The 14,186-nt window shown below is 73.2% G+C and carries 15 protein-coding genes; 6 read left to right on the top strand and 9 right to left on the bottom strand.

Annotated features, from left to right (window positions below):
• Positions 1 to 90 precede the first annotated feature (90 nt).
• From ABD954_RS29560 to lnt, 3 genes are all read left to right on the top strand, one after another.
• A complete protein-coding gene (locus ABD954_RS29560) occupies positions 91 to 966 on the top strand; it encodes an undecaprenyl-diphosphate phosphatase (RefSeq protein WP_345490611.1) in 876 nt (291 codons plus the stop codon).
• Positions 967 to 1,049: 83 nt separating this feature from the next.
• A complete protein-coding gene (locus ABD954_RS29555) occupies positions 1,050 to 1,487 on the top strand; it encodes a nuclear transport factor 2 family protein (protein ID WP_345490609.1) in 438 nt (145 codons plus the stop codon).
• A 120-nt stretch (positions 1,488 to 1,607) separates the two neighbouring features.
• Entirely contained in the window at positions 1,608 to 3,287 is a 1,680-nt protein-coding gene (lnt, locus tag ABD954_RS29550) for an apolipoprotein N-acyltransferase (RefSeq protein ID WP_345490607.1), read from the top strand.
• A gap of 224 nt (positions 3,288 to 3,511) precedes the next feature.
• On the opposite strand, the gene ABD954_RS29545 is transcribed toward lnt, so the two are convergent.
• Both ABD954_RS29545 and ABD954_RS29540 read right to left on the bottom strand, forming a co-directional pair.
• Positions 3,512 to 4,417 carry a Gfo/Idh/MocA family protein gene (locus tag ABD954_RS29545; protein ID WP_345490605.1) on the bottom strand — a complete coding sequence of 302 codons (906 nt, stop codon included), beginning with the start codon at positions 4,415 to 4,417 and terminating at the stop codon, positions 3,512 to 3,514.
• 55 nt (positions 4,418 to 4,472) lie between these two features.
• Positions 4,473 to 5,660: an FAD-dependent oxidoreductase gene (locus ABD954_RS29540; protein WP_345490603.1), complete on the bottom strand. Its 1,188-nt coding sequence runs from the start codon at positions 5,658 to 5,660 to the stop codon at positions 4,473 to 4,475.
• A 104-nt stretch (positions 5,661 to 5,764) separates the two neighbouring features.
• On the opposite strand from ABD954_RS29540, the gene ABD954_RS29535 reads away from it, so the two are divergent.
• The 3 genes from ABD954_RS29535 (at position 5,765) to ABD954_RS29525 (ending at position 7,537) form a co-directional block, all read left to right on the top strand.
• Positions 5,765 to 6,373 (top strand): TetR/AcrR family transcriptional regulator, encoded by a 609-nt coding sequence (locus ABD954_RS29535; RefSeq protein ID WP_345490601.1) that lies wholly within the window; start codon positions 5,765 to 5,767, stop codon positions 6,371 to 6,373.
• A gap of 52 nt (positions 6,374 to 6,425) precedes the next feature.
• Positions 6,426 to 6,953, top strand: coding sequence for a DinB family protein (locus ABD954_RS29530; RefSeq protein WP_345490599.1), 528 nt, complete (start codon positions 6,426 to 6,428; stop codon positions 6,951 to 6,953).
• A 140-nt stretch (positions 6,954 to 7,093) separates the two neighbouring features.
• Positions 7,094 to 7,537: a hypothetical protein gene (locus ABD954_RS29525; protein WP_345490597.1), complete on the top strand. Its 444-nt coding sequence runs from the start codon at positions 7,094 to 7,096 to the stop codon at positions 7,535 to 7,537.
• Between the two features lie 9 nt (positions 7,538 to 7,546).
• Here the strand turns inward: ABD954_RS29525 and ABD954_RS29520 are convergent, their stop codons facing one another.
• From ABD954_RS29520 to ABD954_RS29490, 7 genes are all read right to left on the bottom strand, one after another.
• On the bottom strand, positions 7,547 to 7,975 hold the full coding sequence (locus ABD954_RS29520) for a hypothetical protein (protein WP_345492536.1): 429 nt from the start codon (positions 7,973 to 7,975) through the stop codon (positions 7,547 to 7,549).
• A 164-nt stretch (positions 7,976 to 8,139) separates the two neighbouring features.
• The gene (gene ung, locus ABD954_RS29515) at positions 8,140 to 8,823 is read right to left on the bottom strand and encodes a uracil-DNA glycosylase (RefSeq protein ID WP_345490595.1); all 684 of its coding nucleotides are present in this window, start codon (positions 8,821 to 8,823) and stop codon (positions 8,140 to 8,142) included.
• Positions 8,824 to 8,925: 102 nt separating this feature from the next.
• Positions 8,926 to 10,506, bottom strand: coding sequence for an ABC transporter substrate-binding protein (locus tag ABD954_RS29510; RefSeq protein WP_345490593.1), 1,581 nt, complete (start codon positions 10,504 to 10,506; stop codon positions 8,926 to 8,928).
• Between the two features lie 148 nt (positions 10,507 to 10,654).
• Complete coding sequence (locus tag ABD954_RS29505; RefSeq protein WP_345490591.1) at positions 10,655 to 11,422, bottom strand: SDR family oxidoreductase; 768 nt, start codon at positions 11,420 to 11,422, stop codon at positions 10,655 to 10,657.
• A 26-nt stretch (positions 11,423 to 11,448) separates the two neighbouring features.
• Positions 11,449 to 12,210 (bottom strand): 3-oxoacyl-ACP reductase FabG, encoded by a 762-nt coding sequence (gene fabG / locus ABD954_RS29500; RefSeq protein ID WP_345490589.1) that lies wholly within the window; start codon positions 12,208 to 12,210, stop codon positions 11,449 to 11,451.
• 179 nt (positions 12,211 to 12,389) lie between these two features.
• Positions 12,390 to 12,773, bottom strand: coding sequence for a DUF3037 domain-containing protein (locus ABD954_RS29495; RefSeq protein WP_345490587.1), 384 nt, complete (start codon positions 12,771 to 12,773; stop codon positions 12,390 to 12,392).
• A complete protein-coding gene (locus tag ABD954_RS29490) occupies positions 12,770 to 13,639 on the bottom strand; it encodes a HipA family kinase (protein ID WP_345490585.1) in 870 nt (289 codons plus the stop codon). The genes ABD954_RS29495 and ABD954_RS29490 overlap by 4 nt, the downstream gene beginning before the upstream one ends.
• Between the last annotated feature and the right edge of the window lie 547 nt (positions 13,640 to 14,186).

Below are 14,186 nucleotides of genomic sequence, written 5' to 3'. Positions count from 1 at the left end.
CGAGCCCTGGGAACGGTCACGTCACTTCGGGACGGTACGCTGCGCACCGACCTCTGACCGCAGACGTACATACGGGACGGCCCTGGCTCCATGAGTTGGTTCGAATCATTCATCCTCGGACTCGTCCAGGGGCTGACGGAGTTCCTTCCCATCTCCTCCAGCGCGCATCTGCGGCTCACCGCCGCGTTCGCCGGCTGGCACGACCCGGGTGCCGCCTTCACGGCCATCACCCAGATCGGCACCGAGACGGCCGTCCTCATCTACTTCCGCAAGGACATCGCGCGGATCCTCTCCGCCTGGTTCCGCTCGCTGTCCGACAAGGCGATGCGCTCGGACCACGACGCCCAGATGGGCTGGCTGGTCATCGTCGGCTCGATCCCGATCGGTGTCCTCGGCGTCACGCTCAAGGACCAGATCGAGGGCCCGTTCCGCGACCTGCGGCTGATCGCCACCACGCTGATCGTCATGGGCATCGTGCTCGGGATCGCCGACCGGCTCGCCGCCCGCGACGAGATCGGCGGCCGGCACCGCGCCATCCGCGAGCGCAAGACGCTCAAGGAGCTCGGCGTGCGCGACGGCCTGATCTTCGGCGTCTGCCAGGCGATGGCCCTGATCCCCGGCGTCTCCCGCTCCGGCGCCACCATCTCCGGCGGTCTGCTCATGGGCTACACCCGTGAGGCCGCGGCCCGTTACTCCTTCCTGCTCGCCATCCCGGCCGTGCTCGCCTCCGGCGTGTTCGAGCTGAAGGACGCGGGCGAGGGCGGCCACGTCTCCTGGGGACCGACGATCTTCGCCACCGTCATCGCCTTCGGCGTGGGTTACGCGGTCATCGCCTGGTTCATGAAGTTCATCACCACCAAGTCCTTCATGCCGTTCGTGATCTACCGGATCATCCTCGGCATCGTCCTGTTCGTTCTGGTCGGCACGGACGTCCTCAGCCCCCACGCGGGCGAGTCGGCCGGCTGACGCCCCCGCCGCCCGGCGCGATCCCGGGCGGCGGACCGCGCACACCCCTTGGCGCCGCTCCCCCGCTGCCCGAGACTGAGCCGATGACACAGCGCGTGGACCTCGCGAACGTGATGGACCGGCTCGCCGTCGACGACGTGATCACCGGCTACGCCGTGGCCGTGGACGACTCCGACTGGACCGCGTACCGCGCGCTGTTCACGCCGGACGGGCGCGCCGACTACCGCGGTGCGGGCGGCGTCGAGGGCCCCGTGTCCGAGGTCGCCGACTGGCTCGCCGGGACGATGCGGCTCTTTCCCGTGCGCCAGCACCTCATCGTCAACCGGCGGGTCGCCGTCCAGGACCTCGGGGGCTCTCCCGGCGACGAGGCGACCGTGCGCGCCGACTACGTGAACCCGATGCGGTACGCGTCGGGCGAGGACTTCGTCTGCGGCGGGCGTTACGCCTTCACGCTGCGCCGTACGGACGACGGCTGGCTGCTGACCTCGGTGGTGGTCGAGGAGAAGTGGCGCCGGGGCTGAGAGCCCGCCGGCCGGGAAGGGGAGAGAGGACCGGAGGAGCGGCACGGCATCCCTGTGGCCTGTCGCGCCGCCCGCGGCACCGGTCGCGCGCACACTGGAGGCGACACCGGGAGGCAGCACATGCGGACTCCGTTCGCCCGGCACCGGGCCGGGCCGGGAGCGGCCGGGCCGGGAGCGGCCGGGCGGGGAACCGGCACCAGCCACGGCGCACCGGCCGGCCCCCGCACCGGCGGGGGCGCGGGCCGCGGCACCGGTGCCGCGCCGGGCGCCGCCGCCCCTCCCCTGCGGTCACGGCTGCCGGGCCCCGGCCGTTCGGCGCTCGCCGTCGCCCTCGGTGCCCTGCCCGCGCTCGCCTTCCCCGCCCCCGGCCTGTGGTGGTGGGCATATCTGGCCCTCGTCCCCTGGCTGCTCCTGATCCGTACGGCGCCGAGCGCGCGCCGGGCCGGTCTGGACGGCTGGTGCGGGGGCATCGGTTTCATGCTGGCGGTGCATCACTGGCTGCTGCCGAGCCTCCACGTCTTCCTGCTCCTGCTCGCCGCGCTGCTCGGGCTGCTGTGGCTGCCGTGGGGAAGGATCGTGCACGGTCTCCTCGGCGGCTCGCCGTCCCCCCGCCGGGCCGCCGCGGCGCTGCTGGTGGTGCCCTCCGGCTGGCTGCTGATCGAACTGGTCCGCTCCTGGGAGGGCCTCGGCGGCCCGTGGGGTCTGCTCGGGGCGAGCCAGTGGCAGGTGCCGCCCGCGCTGCGGCTCGCGTCGGTGGGCGGCGTCTGGCTGGTGAGCCTGCTGGTGGTGGCGGTGAACACGGCCGTCGCGCTGCTCCTGGCCGTGGCGCCGGTGCGCAGGACCGCGCTGGTGGGTCTCGTCGGGTGCGCCCTGGTCCTGGGGCTCACCTGGTGGGGCACCACACCGCCGCGCACCACCGGCAGCGTACGGGTCGCGGTGGTCCAGCCGGGTGTCCTCGGCCCGCCGGGCGGCGCCGAACGGCGCTTCGACCGGGGCGAGGAGCTGACCAGGACGCTCGCCGGGCAGCGGCTCGACCTGGTGGTCTGGGGCGAGAGCAGCGTGGGAGCGGATCTGGGCGCGCGGCCCGATCTGGCCGCCCGGCTCGCGGCGCTCTCGCGCTTCGTGGACGCGCCGGTGCTGGTGAACGTGGACGCGCGCCGCTCGGACCGCCCCGGCATCTTCAAGAGCGCCGTGCTCGTCGGCCCGGACGGGCCGACCGGGGACCGCTACGACAAGATGCGCCTCGTGCCGTTCGGCGAGTACGTCCCGGCGCGGGCCGTGCTCGGCTGGGTGACCTCGGTCGGCAAGGCGGCCGGCGAGGACCGACGGCGGGGCACCGCACCGGTCGTGATGACGCTTCCGCCGCAGGACGGCGGCGGGGGCGCGGGACTTCGGGTGGGGCCGCTGGTCTGCTTCGAGTCGGCCTTCCCCGACATGACCCGGCGTCTGGCCCGGGACGGTGCCGACGTGGTGGTGGCGCAGTCGGCCACCTCCACCTTCCAGGACAGCTGGGCTCCGGCCCAACACGCCTCGCTCGCGGCCCTGCGGGCCGCGGAGTCGGGGCGGCCGGTGGTGCACACGACGCTGACCGGGATCAGCGCCGGGTACGGCCCGGACGGGCGGCCCGTCGGCGCCGCCCTGGGCACCGGGACCGGCGGCGCCGCCGTCCTGGACCTGCCGCTCGCAGGCGCGGCTCCCACCCCGTACGTCCGTCTCGGCGACTGGGCGGTCCAGGGGGCCGTCGCCGTCATCGTCGTGCTGTGCGCGGTCGAGGCCGCGGGACGGCTCAGGAGGCGCTGAGCCGCGGGCGCCGTACCGCAGGAGCCGGCGGCGCCGGAGCCGGCGGCGCGGCGGCGCGGGGGCCGGTGGCATCGCGGGGGCACGGGGGCACGGGGGCCGGTGGCGACGCGGGGGCCGGTGGCGACGCGGGGGCCGGGCGGCGGCCGGCGGGGCCAGGCGACCTGAGGCCCGGGCAGCGGCCAGCGGGGCCAGGCGACCTGAGGCCCGGGCGGCGGCCGGCGGGGTCAGGCGGCCTGGGCGAGCGCCTCGCGCACCACGCGTTCGCACAGCTCGTGGGTCACGAGCGCGTCGCGGGCGCTGAGCGGCCGCCCCTCGCGTACGGCTTCGAGGAAGGCAATCACGGCCTGCTCGATGCCGCGCTGGCGGGCCACCGGCACCCAGTCGCCGCGGCGGCGCACGGTCGGCTGGCCCTTGTGGTCGACGATCTCGGCGAGGTTGAGGACCTGGCGCTTGGTGTCCTGCCCGGAGACCTCCAGGATCTCCTCGGTGGAGCCGCCTCGGCGGTTCATCACGCCGAGGGCGGTGAAGCCGTCGCCGGACAGCTGGAGCACGACGTGGTGCAGCAGCCCGTCGCGGACCCTGGCCCGTACGTCGGTGTGCTCGACGTCGCCGGGGAGCAGGAAGCGCAGGGTGTCGACGACGTGGATGAAGTCGTCGAGGACGAAGGTGCGCGGGTCCTCGGGCAGCCCGACGCGGTTCTTCTGCATGAGGATCAGCTCGCGCGGGTGGTCGAGGCACTGGGCGTAGGCGGGGGCGAGCCGGCGGTTGAAGCCGACGGCGAGGCCGACCGCGCGCTTCTCGGCGAGTTCGACCAGCCGCTCGGACTCGGCGTACTCGTAGGCGAGCGGCTTGTCGACGTAGGTGGGGACCCCGGCCTCCAGGAGGCGGGTGGTGATCTCGGGGTGCACCTGGGTCGGGGCGTGCACGAAGGCGGCGTCGAGTCCGGCGGCGAGCAGCGAGTCGAGGTCGCGGTGCCGGCGCGCGGCGGGCACGTGGAGGCTGTCGCCGACCAGGTCGAGGGTCGCGGGGGTGCGGGTCTGGAGGTGGAGCTCGATCCCGGGAAGGGTGGACAGGACCGGGAGGTACGCCTTGCGGGCGATGTCGCCGAGTCCGATGCAGCCGACCTTCACTTCGGTCTCCCTTGCCGTCGTTCCCCGACCCCGGCGGTGGGGCCGTTCGCGCCGGTCAGCTTACGCGGCGCGGTTCGGCGGCGGCCGGGGGGCACCAGTCGGCGATGCCCTCGAAGCCACGCAGGATCAGTCCGGGACCGAAGCGGGAGGCGGCGCTCAGGGCGGTGTCGCGCAGGGCGACGGCGGGGCGGGCGGACAGCAGCGCGAGGCGGCCGGTGCGGGCGGCCTTGCGGACCAGGGCGGTGGTGCGGGGCAGCCGGTCGGCGGTGTACGCGGCGAGGGCGGCCGGGACGGGCAGGCCGTGGCCGGTGTGGTGGGCGAGGACGATCGCGTCCTCGACGGCCTGGTTGCCGCCCTGGCCCAGGGTGGGCTGCATGGCGTGGGCGGCGTCGCCGACGAGGGCGACGCGGCCGTGGTGGAAGGCGGGCAGCGGGTCGATGAGGTGGTGGACGTCGTGCCGGAGGATGCCCGTCTCGTCGGCGGCCGCCAGGATCGCGGGCACGGGGTGGTGCCAGCCGCCGAAGAGACGCGCGAGTTCGGCCTTCTCGCCGTCGGCGGCGCGGGCCCCGGCGGGGGCCGCCGCCATGGCGTACGCGTAGACGCGGCCGTCCTTGAGCGGCTGGCTGCCCCAGAGACGGGCGGGGCCCCAGGTCTCGTGCGGGGCGAAGGGCCGCTCGGGGGCGGGGATGACGGTCCGCCAGGTGGTGAAGCCGGAGTAGCGGGGGCCGGGGTGGCGGGGGAAGAGGGCGGTGCGGACGGCGGAGCGGAGGCCGTCGGCGGCGACGACGAGTTCGGCCTCGACGGTGCCGTCGGGGGTGGACACGCGGGCGGGACGGCGGGCGTCGCCGGGGTCGTCGAGGCCGGCCGGGCTCGCGGTGCGCACGGCGGTGGCGGGCAGGGCCGAGGTGAGGAGGTCGACCAGGGTGGCGCGGTGCAGCAGGACGAGCGGGCCGCCGAAACGGGCTGCGGCGGCCCGGGCGTCGGTGCGGCAGAGCCAGCGGCCGTCGGGGCGGCGCACGCCGCCGTCGCCCTGCCAGGCGGCGAGGTCCCGGACCGGGTCGCCGAGGCCGATGACGTCGAGGGCGCGCAGGGCGTTGGGGGCGAGGGCGATCCCGGCGCCGACGGGCGCGAGGCCGGGGGCGCGTTCGAGGACGGTGACGTCCCAGCCGCGCTGCCGCAGGGCGACGGCGGCGGTGAGGCCGCCGATGCCCGCTCCTACGACGACGGCACGGTGCTGTTCCATGACTCCCCCTGGGGCGACGGAGAACTACGGGTGTAGTGACCTCTTGCGCCGAGGGTACTACAGCCGTAGTCCCCGGGACAGCCGGGGGTCGCTAGATTTGCCCCATGACCGCGACACCGGCCCCCGACGCCCCGCCCACCCGCGCCGAGCTCATCGGCGACGCGGCCCTCGACCTGCTCGTGGAGCGCGGCATGCGCGGGCTCACCCACCGCGCCGTGGACGAGCGGGCCGGACTCCCCCAGGGCTCCACCTCCAACCACGCCCGCACCCGGCAGGCCCTCCTCGAGGCGGCGGTCCGGCGCCAGGTCGAGCGGGAGGCGGGCGTCCTCGCGCCGCACGAGCTGCCCGGCGCGGACGCGGATCCGAAGGCCGTGGCGGAGGCGCTCGCCCTGGCCCTGCACCGCTATCTGACGGACCACCGGGCCCTGCTCGTCTCCCGCTACGAACTGGCCCTGGAGGCCACCCGCCGCCCCGAGCTGCGCGCCTTCTTCGACTCCGCCGGAGCCGTCTTCCACGGCCCGCTGATCGCGATGATGGCCGCCGCCGGCTCGCCCGCGCCCGAGCGCCACGCGCTCTCCCTGATCGCCTGGAGCGAGGGGCTGATGTTCTCCTGCGCCGCCGGGTCCTTCCACACCGCGGTGCCGAGCCGCGCGGAACTGCGCACCGGCCTCGACGAGTTGCTGCGCGGGATGCTGGGCGGCCAGAACGCCTGAACCGCCGTCAATCCACTGGCCCCGTGGGACGACCATGGGCGACGATGCGGGCATGACTGCCGAACGCACCGCATCCACCCCCCGCACCGACCCCGGCACCCTCACCGGCGAGCGCGCGGCCCTGGAGGAATGGCTCGACTTCCACCGGGCCACCCTCGCCATGAAGTGCGAGGGCCTCGACGACGCCCAGCTGCGCACCGCCTCAGCGCCGCCGTCCGACCTCAACCTGCTGGGCCTGGTCCGGCACATGGCCGAGGTCGAGCGCGGCTGGTTCCGGCGGACCCTCGCGGGCGAGGACGCCGGCTGGATCTACTGCACCGAGGAGGACATGGACCGCGACATCCATGCCACCGAGGAGGACACGTGGGAGGAGGCGTACGCCACCTGGCAGGACGAGATCGCCCGGGCCCTCGCCAACGCCGCCGAACGCGGCCTCGACGACGTCGGCACCGGGAAGCACCGCTCGGGGCAGACGTACAACCTGCGCTGGATCTACCTGCACATGATCGAGGAGTACGCCCGGCACAACGGCCACGCCGACCTCCTGCGCGAGCGCATCGACGGCGCGACCGGAGACTGACCGGCCCCGCGCCCCGAGGCCGCGGCGCGGGTCAGCCCGTGGCCGGGTGATCACTCATGCGGGGCATTCCCCGCGAGTAGGGGTGTGGGAAAGGCCGTGCGACCAGCAGAGTTGCGCGAGTGCATGGAACCAGAACACGAGTGACGCTGCTCGCCGGGGCGGCCATGGCCGCCCTGTCGGGCTGCGTCGCGGTCGAGTCGCCGCCCGCGGCCCCCGCGCCCGCCCCCCGTCTCTCCGTCGAGACCCACGGGCAGGACGTCGCGCCCCAGATCGTCCAGGGCCCCGCCCGCGAGGCCCTGGAGGCCGCGATGCCCGACCCCCCGCCGCCCGAGCCGCGGCCGGCCGTCGAGCGGCACCGGACGGACGAGGCCGAGGGGTCCGGCCCCGCGCGCCCGCGCCGCACCGAGAAACCGCGCCCCTCCTCCGTACCGAAGCAGCAGCACCGCCGTCCGGAGGCCGAGATCCCCGGGCTCGCCCAGGTCCCCCGCGGCCGAGCGGACGTCTGCGAGCTGGGCGAGCGGTACGGCGGCTGGAGCCCCCGCAGCGAACAGGCCACGATCTGCCGGGGCACCTACGGCCGGTAGGCAGTGTCGCTAGACCGCGCCCGGGAAGCCCCGCAGCCGCAGCTCCAGGCGCTCGATCGCGGCCCGCACCCCGTTTCCGTAGCCGTCGTCGTCCAGCGCCCGGGCGGCGGTGCGGGCCCGGTCCAGGTGGTCGCGGGCCGCGTCGGGGCGGGCCAGTTTGACGTAGTCGGCGGCGAGGTTCAGGTGGAGCGAGGGATACAGGGCGCGCAGGGCGGCGACCGAGCCGGGGCGGGCCGGCCGGTCGTCGTCGACGCCCTCGGCCGCCGACAGGGCCCGCAGGTCCCAGGCGAGCTCGGCATCGGGGTCGTCCTGGGCGTCGGCCATGTAGTGGGCGAGGGTGCAGCGGTGCAGCGGGTCGCCGTCCGGTCCGAGCTGGTCCCAGATCTGGCCGAAGCGGTTGCGGGCCTCTTCCCGGTCGCCGCCGTGGAGCAGCATCATCGCCTGCCCGATCCTGGTCGGGACGGAGTCGTCCGCCACCTGCTGCCCGGTCACTACGGCCTCCACGCGTCTCGTCGGCCCCCTCGCTCCGAGACTGCCGGATCCGGCGCCGGGTCGGGCTCCGCCGCGCCGGACCGGCCCGGTCCGCACGGGGCCCGCCGGGCTCAGCCGAGGTCGGGGATGCGCCAGTCGATCGGCTCGTGGCCCTGGGCGGCGACGGCCTGGTTGATCTGGGTGAAGGGCTGGGAACCGAAGAACTTCTTCGCCGACAGCGGCGAGGGGTGGGCGCCCTTCACCACGGCGTGGCGGCTCTCGTCGATGAGCGGGAGCTTCTTCTGGGCGTAGTTGCCCCACAGCACGAAGACGGCCGGGTCGGGGCGGGCGGCGACGGCCGTGATGACCGCGTCGGTGAACTTCTCCCAGCCCTTGCCCTTATGCGAGTTGGCCTCGCCGGCCCGGACGGTGAGCACCGCGTTGAGCAGCAGGACGCCCTGCTCGGCCCACGGCATCAGATAGCCGTTGTCGGGGATCGGGTGGCCGAGCTCGGCCTGCATCTCCTTGTAGATGTTCCGCAGCGAGGGCGGGGTCTTCACACCCGGGCGGACGGAGAAGCACAGGCCGTGGCCCTGACCCTCGCCGTGGTAGGGGTCCTGGCCGAGGACCAGGACCTTCACCTTGTCGAACGGGGTGGCGGCGAGGGCGGCGAAGACCTCCTCGCGCGGCGGGTAGACCGGCCCCTTGGCCCGCTCCTCCTCGACGAACTCGGTGAGCTGCTTGAAGTAGGGCTTCTGCAGCTCCTCGCCGAGGACGCCGCGCCAGGACTCGGGCAGCATGTCGGTGTCGGTCACGTCAACAACCTCCGGTGGGCTTCGTTGTACTCCAGACGAGAACCTACCGGGGGCCACTGACAACGCCGTCCGCCCGGGTCCCGCGGGGACCCGGGCCGCGGGCTACCAGCTGGTGCGGCGGCTGAGCTCCCACAGCTGCATGACGGTCTGCGGGTCGAGCGCCCGCTCGCCGCCCGCGATGTCCTCGCTCGCCGCGATGTACAGCTTGCCCTGCCACAGGGGCAGCAGCCGGACGTCGCGCACCATGATCTCCTGGGCCTTCTTGAACTCGTCCGTGACGGCCGCGCGGTCGCTCTCGCGCCGGGACCTCGGGAGGAGTTCGCCGGTGATCTCGGGGCTGACGTACGGGGTGCCGAGGACGTTCTCCTCGCCCACGAACGGGGCGATGAAGTTGTCCGGATCCGGGAAGTCGGGGAACCAGCCTCGGCCGAAGACGGGGTACTCGCCCTTCTGGTAGCCGGCCTGGAACTCCTTCCACGGCTTGCCGTGCAGGGTGATCTCGAAGAGGCCGGACCCCTCCAGCTGGCGCTTGAGCTCGGCGAACTCGGGCGCGGTCGAGGAGCCGTAGCGGTCGGTGGTGTACCAGAAGTCCAGCTCGACGGGCTCGGTGATGCCGGCGGCCCGCAGGATCGACTTGGCCTTGGCGGGGTCGGGCTCGCCGAAGCGGTCGTAGAAGCTGGTGGTGTGGCCCGCGATGCCCTTGGGGACCATCGAGTACAGCGGCTCGGCGGTGCCCTGGTAGACCTTGTTGACCAGTTCCTCGCGGTTGACGAGCTGGGCGATGGCCTTGCGGACGGGCAGCTTGGCGACCGAGTCGTCCTTGGTGTTGAAGACCAGGTAGCGGATGTCGGCGCCGGTGGACTCGACCAGCTGGAGACCCTGGTTCTCCGGCTTGTCGGCCTGGAGGTCGACCACCTCGGCCGCGGTCAGACCGCGGTAGGTGGCGTCGATCTCCTTCTCCTTCAGCGCGGTGACCATCGCCTCGGACTCGGCGAAGTACCGGATGGTGACGCCGCCGTTCTTGCGGTCGGCGAAGCCCTTGTAGCTCGGGTTGCGGGTGAGCTCGGCCTTCTCCTTCTCCTTGTACTCGTCGAGGACGTACGGGCCCGAGCCGACCAGCTTGCCGTCGGTGCGGAGCCGGTCGGCCGGGTACTCGGCCGGGTCGACGATCGACATGGCCGGGGTGGCCAGGACGAAGGGGAAGGTGGCGTCCGGCTTGTTCAGCCGGAAGACGACCGTGTCGGGGGCGACGACCTCGACCTTGTCGAGGGAGCCCAGCATGCCGTTGGGGCCGCCCTTGTGGTTGATCGTGCGGATCCGCTCGATCGAGTACTTCACGGCCTCGGCGTCCAGCTTGTGACCGTTGGAGAAGGTCAGTCCCTCGTGGACCTGGCACTCGAAGACCCGGCTGGAGGAGCCCTCCTTGAACTTGCAGTCCGCGGCGTCCGACTCGGGGGTCGTCCGGCCGGTCGGGAAGCTCACGAGCGTCTGGAAGACATTCCGGAAAAGCTCCCAGGAATTGTCCCAGGCGGCGGCCGGATCGAGCGTCGAGGGCGAGCTCGTCGTCCCCACGACGATTCTCTGTTCCGTTGCGGATTCACCGTCCGAAAACACACTGCATCCGGACAGGAGGGATATGGACGCAAGGGCTGCAGCGGCCTGCAGACTGGTCCGGTTGAACACGTGCACGCTCCTCGTTCAGCCTGGGGTCGGCCGACGATACCGCAGCGCCCCGCCAGGTCAACGATCGGCCCGGGCGGGGCACTCGAGGCATTCTCTGAACAACCGGGGCCAAACCGGTCAGGAATTCAGCGAAGTGTCCGGATACCGGTCACCCGACACCGGCGTTCAGGAAAATACCGCCGTCGACGACCAGTGTCTGGCCGGTGATCCAGTCCGCCTGCGAGGAGGTCAGGAAGGCGGCGGCGCCCCCGACGTCCCGCGGCTCCCCGAGCCGGCCCATCGGGTAGGAGGCGACCACCTCGGCCTCCCGGCCTTCGTAGAGGGCGGCGGCGAATTTCGTTCGCACGACGGCCGGGGCGATGGCGTTGACCCGGACCGCCGGAGCGAATTCGTGGGCCATCTGGAGGGTGAGATTGATCATGGCCGCCTTGCTCATTCCGTACGCGCCGACGAACGGCGAGGCGGCGATTCCGGCGACCGAGGCGATGTTCACGATCGCCCCTCCGTGTTCCTTCTGCCACGCCCGGTACGTGTGCTGGGCGAAGCCGAGCGCCGAGACCACATTGGTCTCGAAGACCTTGCGGGCCACGCCCAGGTCGAGTTCGGCGATCGGCCCGAAGACCGGATTGGTGCCGGCGTTGTTGATCAGGAAGTCGACCCGGCCGAAGGCTTCCATGGCGGCGGCGACGGCGGCGGCCTGGTGGGCCTCGTCGTGCGCCTTGCCCGGCACCGCGATGACCCGGTCGGCACCGAGCCGCTCCACGGCCTCCTTGAGGGCCTCCTCGCCGCGCCCGGTGATGCAGACCCGGTCGCCGCGGGCGACGAGGGCCTCGGCGATGCCGTAGCCGATGCCCCGGCTGCCGCCGGTGACCAGGGCGACCTTGCCCGAGGGCTCGGGCAGTTCGTTCGCGCTCATGTGCGTTCTCCTCCCGCGCCGGGGCGTCAGTTGAGCGGGCCGCCGGCCACGTACAGGACCTGGCCGGACACGAAGCCGGCGTCGTCGCCGGTGAAGAAGGCGATGGCGTTCGCGATGTCCTCGGGCCGGCCGACGCGCTGGACCGGGATCATGGACGCCGCGGCGGCCTGGAACTCCTCGAAGCCCATGCCGACCCGCTCGGCGGTCTGCGCGGTCATCTCGGTGACGATGAAGCCGGGGGCGACGGCGTTGGCGGTGATGCCGAACTTGCCGAGCTCCTTGGCCAGGGTCTTGGTGAAGCCCTGGAGACCGGCCTTGACCGCGGAGTAGTTGGCCTGGCCCCGGTTGCCGAGCGCCGAGGAGGAGGAGAGCGAGACGATCCGGCCGAAGCCGGCGTCGACCATGTGCTTCTGGCACGCCTTGGCCATCAGGAACGCGCCCTTGAGGTGGACGTTCATGACGGTGTCCCAGTCCGCCTCGGACATCTTGAAGAGCAGGTTGTCGCGGAGCACGCCCGCGTTGTTGACGAGGATCGTGGGCGCGCCGAGCTCGGCGACGACCCGCGCGACGGCGGCCTCCACCTGGGCGCTGTCGGAGACGTCGCAGCCGACGGCGAGCGCGGTGCCGCCCGCGGCGGTGATCTTCTCGACGGTGTCCTTGCAGGCCGCCTCGTCGAGGTCGAGTACGGCGACGGCCCGGCCCTCGGCGGCGAGCCGGATCGCGGTGGCGGCTCCGATGCCCCGCGCCGCACCGGTGACGACGGCTACGCGCTGCTCGGTGGTGGACATGCTTGTTCTCCTCGCCCTTGGAACGTCCCTGGATACGGCCGTTGCCGGCGGTCCGCTCGCTCTCCCGCAGGTGAGCGACCGCTTAGTATCGACCGTAGACGAGACGCTAGAAGCCCTGGCACCCGGTGTCAACGGCCCACCGGGTGCACCCGATCACTCCGCGTGCCGCGGTGCGCCGGTCAGCGCACGAGCAGATCGAGCAGGCGTTCCACCTCGGCCTCGGGGTCGGTGGTCAGGCCGGTGTGCACCGGGCCGGGCTGCACGACCGTCGAGCGGGGTGCGATCAGCCAGCGGAAGCGCCGGCCGGCGTCGTCGCGGGCCGCCTGCCCGGCGGCCTCGCCGCCCGCGCAGACGCCCTCGACGGCGTGCAGCGCGGCCCGTACGCCGGTGACGTCGGCCGCCGGGTCGAGAGCGGCCAGCTTGGCCTCGTCCAGATGGGTGCGGGCGGCCACGAAGGAACGGGCCCGGCAGTAGACGACCACGCCGGCGTTGAAGCACTCGCCGCGTTCGACGCGGGGCACCACGCGCAGCAGCGCGTACTCGAAGACATCGCGGTCGGTCACGGGGTGCTGTCCTTCTCGGTGGCGGGCCCGGCGGAGTGCCCGGTGTCGTGCGGCCGGGGTGCGAGGCGTTCGGCGAGCCAGCCCGGGGGCTGCTGGGGCCGCCGCTCGGTACGCGGGCCGAGGGTGATCCGCTCGTGGATGGTCTCGGCGCGCGGCAGCAGCGCCGCCACGTACGCGGCCCGCACCTCGTCGGGGCCGGCGAAGCCGGGCTCGTCGACCAGCCACTCGTCGGGGACGTCGGCGGCGACCTCGGTGAGCAGCTCGCGGGTGACGAGCGGCGCGAGCTCGGCGGCCGCGGCGGCGATGTCGGGCGAGAAGGGGGCCAGGGCGTGGTCGGAAGCGTCGTAGGGCCGGGCGGCGGAGGCGGCGGCGCCGGGCCAGTTGTGGTGCCAGATCATGGTGGCGCCGTGGTCGATGAGCCACAGGTCGCCGTGCCACACCAGCATGTTGGGGTTGCGCCAGGAGCGGTCGACGTTGTTGATGACCGCGTCGAACCAGACGACCCGTCCGGCCTCCTTCGGGTCGACCTCGTAGGCGAGCGGGTCGAAGCCGAGCGAGCCCGGCAGGAAGTCCATGCCGAGGTTGAGCCCGCCGCTGGCCTTGAGGAGCTCCTGCACCTCCTGGTCGGGTTCGGAGAGCCCGATGACCGGGTCGAGCTGGATGGTGACGAGCTCGGGCACCCGCAGCCCGAGCCGGCGGGCGAGCTGCCCGCAGATCACCTCGGCGACCAGGGTCTTGCGGCCCTGGCCGGCTCCGGTGAACTTCATGACGTACGTGCCGAGATCGTCGGCCTCGACGATCCCGGGGAGCGAGCCACCCTCACGCAGGGGCGTGACATAGCGGGTCGCTACGACCTCTTCCAACACTTTCCCAGGCCACCCATCTTCTGAACCTTGCCATCCACGGACAGCTCATCCGGTGTCCTGAGGCGCAGATCACCGGTCGACGGCGCTGGGGAGAACCTGGAGAGCTTCCGTCTGCGGGCCGGTCGTCCCCACTCTCCCCAGCAGACCGCCGATGGTGCCGCGCCCCTTGCTGCCGGCTTCCGGCATTGAAGTGAGCATAGTAACCGAGCGTGATCGCGGGAGGGGCGTTCGAGCCGGCGGGCCGGGGTCACGGCGGACGCACCGGCTTCCCACCTGATCGAGGCATACGGCGGCGACGCCGGCGGGGCATCCTGTCCGAGCTCTCCGCGGTCTGCTCTCTGTCCCGGCTCACCGGCCGCCGGCTCAACCACCGCCCCGAACGCCACCCCCGCAACGGCCTGGCCTTTCTCGCCCTCGCCGCAGCCATTTGCTGCTACGAGCGGCCCGTCCGTCTCACCACACCGGACACGGTCTTGAGGTGCCGCGTCCACACCCGATCCGGTAAGAGTTCAACAATGGCGGGTGCGTAACCCTTCACGCCTCGAAG

The organism is Streptomyces roseoviridis (assembly GCF_039535235.1).
GTDB classification, from domain to species: domain Bacteria; phylum Actinomycetota; class Actinomycetes; order Streptomycetales; family Streptomycetaceae; genus Streptomyces; species Streptomyces roseoviridis.
Note: the sequence above shows the minus strand (reverse complement) of the source record. Positions and strands in the feature narration are given on the sequence as shown.

Excerpts from the sequence above, each read along its gene's own strand:
- ABD954_RS29560 (WP_345490611.1), top strand. The coding sequence starts at position 91 with ATGAGTTGGTTCGAATCATTCATCCTCGGACTCGTCCAGGGGCTGACG.
- ABD954_RS29555 (WP_345490609.1), top strand. The coding sequence starts at position 1,050 with ATGACACAGCGCGTGGACCTCGCGAACGTGATGGACCGGCTCGCCGTC.
- lnt (WP_345490607.1), top strand. The coding sequence starts at position 1,608 with ATGCGGACTCCGTTCGCCCGGCACCGGGCCGGGCCGGGAGCGGCCGGG.
- ABD954_RS29540 (WP_345490603.1), bottom strand. The coding sequence starts at position 5,660 with ATGGAACAGCACCGTGCCGTCGTCGTAGGAGCGGGCATCGGCGGCCTC.
- ABD954_RS29535 (WP_345490601.1), top strand. The coding sequence starts at position 5,765 with ATGACCGCGACACCGGCCCCCGACGCCCCGCCCACCCGCGCCGAGCTC.
- ABD954_RS29530 (WP_345490599.1), top strand. The coding sequence starts at position 6,426 with ATGACTGCCGAACGCACCGCATCCACCCCCCGCACCGACCCCGGCACC.
- ABD954_RS29520 (WP_345492536.1), bottom strand. The coding sequence starts at position 7,975 with ATGATGCTGCTCCACGGCGGCGACCGGGAAGAGGCCCGCAACCGCTTC.
- ABD954_RS29505 (WP_345490591.1), bottom strand. The coding sequence starts at position 11,422 with ATGAGCGCGAACGAACTGCCCGAGCCCTCGGGCAAGGTCGCCCTGGTC.
- fabG (WP_345490589.1), bottom strand. The coding sequence starts at position 12,210 with ATGTCCACCACCGAGCAGCGCGTAGCCGTCGTCACCGGTGCGGCGCGG.